The organism is Rubritalea sp. (assembly GCF_039830215.1).
GTDB lineage: Bacteria > Verrucomicrobiota > Verrucomicrobiia > Verrucomicrobiales > Akkermansiaceae > Rubritalea.
In genome coordinates, this window is the sequence record NZ_JBDOPO010000109.1 from 1 (window position 1) to 3,199 (window position 3,199).

Here is a 3,199-nt window from a genome sequence, read left to right on the forward strand (position 1 = left end):
AGCTCAGCGCCAATTACCTTACCCCCCCGCATAGTTAGCGAGTTTGCGGTTGATCTACGATGAGCTGGTGGAGGCCCCAAAGGAAGGTATCTTCATAGATGACTCACCTCAGTGGCTATTGCCATGGCCGGGGAAGGTTAAAAGATGAACTATTTTTATCATAGCTGAAATCTAGTGAAAAATGTAGAACTACCAACTTATGAAGTGGGAGGTTGTAGATTATAAAATTGATGCACTCATTGAACGCTCTAAAATTTAGCAATTACGAATGGGTGATTTTGTTTTGTGGTCCGCAGAATAAGAAAGTTGAAATAGATCTAGCGAGCGTCGCTTCAACAAAATTGGAAATCACCCGAATCGACAAGAGCGCTAAAGATAATCTCGACTTTGACCTCTCCTTATATCTAGCTCGCTACCATGAGCTCGTGGACGAAAATGTAGAATTCGTGGTATTCTCCAATGGTAGTGGATTAGATGGAGTCGTGGACCAGATGACAACTCTTGGGTCGGAAGTGCAAAAAGGGTGAGGCCAGCTGCTAAGAAATCTGCCAACTCTGCGACAAACATCGGCATCTAAAAAAGTAGTGAAGAAGCGCCCAAAAAAGGGGGGACTGAACAATCCAAAATGAGTGCTCAAAAAATGATGAAGGCTAGAATTCAGGCTTTGAGGGTATTCCAAAAGTCCCCAGCAAAAGCGTAGCCGAATAAAGAGAAATCACTTCAACATTGACTGAAGAGGACTTGAGTTGTTGATCTCGATATAGCCATTGAATTGGTGGGTAGCATGAAATGGTTGAAATATTTTTCTGTGGAAAATAGCAAAATAGTTGACTCATTAGACTAAAGTGGAGTGGAGGTTTGAAAAATAAATAATGTTAGATAAAAAAGATTGAATATTAGTAAACGTATCCTTAGAAGTATAAGTATTGCCTATGGGGGCAGTTGCGCAGGGTCTTCAACCTAAAGTAGCCATAGAATGACACCGATCGAATACATTGGCCCAATCCCCCAGAAAAAGAAACGCAAACCGGTACTTGGCGGTTGGGTTATTCTGCTGATGTCTGGGCTATTCGTCTCTTACTTTGCTTGGCCGACTTTTGCGGATTATGTGAAGATCCAGCAAGATGTTGCGACGGTAGACAAGGCTAGCATGGCGATTGATTATTTGATCGAGAGCGAGAGTTTTGGTGAGCGTTTGGCTGGAGCAGCTTTGAAGCGCACGCAAACTCCTAGCACTTATGATGGAGCCTACTACTCGATTGCCTACCCAATGGGTGATGTTCCCGAGGGTAAAGGAGTAGGTGCTGATGTGTTAGTGCGTGCTTACCGCGCAGTAGGTATCGATCTGCAGCAGCAGGTACACGAGGACATGCGTGACTACTTCCGTCTCTATCCACAGCTTTGGGGTCACAAAGCCCCTGATACGAATATTGATCACCGCAGGGTTCCTAACTTACAGCGTTTTTTCGTTCGTAACGGACTAGAGATTCCAGTAACTCGTGTACCTTCTGATTATAACTTTGGTGATATTGTGGCGTGGCGCTTACCCGATGGCGAAACGCACATTGCTGTGATTGTTCCCGGGCCAGGTGCTCGGCGTGATGAGCGCTGGGTTGTGCATAATCAAGGGGCTGGTACCATATGGGATAATGCATTGTTAGACCATGAGATTGTGGGCCACTACCGGTACGGCAAGTAATTCTGGCTTAGATCCTCATTTAGACAAGATTCTGTGTGAAATTAATCAAGTCATAGAAGAGATTTGTATAGTCGGGCGGCTTGCAATTAGCCATAAACCGCTATAGTACTTGCCTAGATCGTTAATGATCTAAAATTCACCACAAACAAATTTTTTAAACACATGGAAAGCCTAGCAATTATGACATCTGGAGGCGATGCCGCCGGAATGAACCCTGCAGTAAAAAGTGCGGTTGACTACGCTCTTAAAAAAGGGTTCAAACCATTTCTTATTCGTAATGGCCTTCGTGGCATGATTGATGGAGATATTGCAGAGGCAAAGAGAGAGGACGTCTCAGGAATCCTCCACCGTGGAGGCTCAGTACTGCGCTCTTCACGTTCTAAGAGATTTTTTGAATACGAGCACCGAAAAACGGCGTATGACAACCTCCAAAAACTTGGAATCAAGAAGCTGATCGTCATCGGTGGTGACGGATCCTTTGCGGCCCTCAATCAGTTTCATGCTGACTTCGGCGTCCCCTTTGCAGGTATTCCAGCAACAATCGACAACGATATTCCCGGCACGGATTATTGTCTAGGTGTTGATACAGCCTTGAATATGATTCGTGATAGTGTCGACTCTATCCGAGACACTGCTACTTCTTTTAGCCGTGCATTTGTGATCGAAACTATGGGGCGCCACTGTGGTTACCTCGCAATGGTTAGCGCCCTATCTAGTGGTGCTGAAATCTGTATTGTTCCTGAGCTGGAGTATGATTTAGACGCTATTGGTGAACGCCTCCGCAAGGATGTCAAAGATGGCCGAGGTTATATCCTGGCTATCGTAGCGGAAGGCACCAACATGGCTGAATACCTCACTCGCTGGATCAAAGTGAACCTCAACATGGAAGCGCGACTCACTGTTCTTGGGCACGTCCAGCGCGGTGGTTCGCCAACAGTGCGTGACCGTATCATGGCCTATAAGTTTGCCGTGAGCGCTGTGGATTCACTGCTTGCAGGTAACACTAACAAGATCATGACCTACAAGGATGGAACCTTGGGCACTGAGGACATTGAAACAGTAAATAGCACCAAGGTTGAACTCAACCATGGCATCCTGGAGCTCTGTGAGCATCTCAGTAAGTAAGCTACGATCTCAGGCGACTATCTAAAGCCAACGCTATGAATGTGTTGGCTTTTTTTATGCCTATCTAGATAGATATTGGAATACTGGTTTCTTCTTGGTTGTCAGAGATTCGACTGGGTCTAACTACTTGGTGATCCCAAAGCCTTATTAATCCGGCAACCTTAAAGGTGGCATGGATTCTGCTCTAACAAAATCATCAAGTTGAAAGATGCTCGAAGCCTCAGCCCCCTTGAACTAGAGGAACGACTTAAGCAGGCTGTGAAGCTTAGTGAAAGAGGAATGAAGTATAGCGATATTTCTGAAATCGTAGGAGTTAACCGCAACAAAGTCTCTGAATAGTATAAATTGTGGCTCTCCGGTGGATTCAAAGCTCTC

The 3,199-nt window shown here is 45.3% G+C and carries 3 protein-coding genes; all 3 read left to right on the forward strand.

What is annotated here, in order from left to right; genetic code table 11:
* Positions 1-230: 230 nt before the first annotated feature.
* Positions 231-527, forward strand: a complete 297-nt coding sequence (locus tag ABGY95_RS03675; RefSeq protein WP_347440352.1) for a PIN domain-containing protein — start codon at positions 231-233, stop codon at positions 525-527.
* A gap of 449 nt (positions 528-976) precedes the next feature.
* The gene (locus ABGY95_RS03680; RefSeq protein WP_347440353.1) at positions 977-1,699 is read left to right on the forward strand and encodes a DUF1287 domain-containing protein; all 723 of its coding nucleotides are present in this window, start codon (positions 977-979) and stop codon (positions 1,697-1,699) included.
* A 162-nt stretch (positions 1,700-1,861) separates the two neighbouring features.
* A complete protein-coding gene (locus tag ABGY95_RS03685) occupies positions 1,862-2,824 on the forward strand; it encodes a 6-phosphofructokinase (RefSeq protein ID WP_347440354.1) in 963 nt (320 codons plus the stop codon).
* Positions 2,825-3,199: the final 375 nt, after the last annotated feature.

Coding starts and splice junctions, on each gene's coding strand:
- ABGY95_RS03675 (WP_347440352.1), top strand. CDS start 231: ATGCACTCATTGAACGCTCTAAAATTTAGCAATTACGAATGGGTGATT.
- ABGY95_RS03680 (WP_347440353.1), top strand. CDS start 977: ATGACACCGATCGAATACATTGGCCCAATCCCCCAGAAAAAGAAACGC.
- ABGY95_RS03685 (WP_347440354.1), top strand. CDS start 1,862: ATGGAAAGCCTAGCAATTATGACATCTGGAGGCGATGCCGCCGGAATG.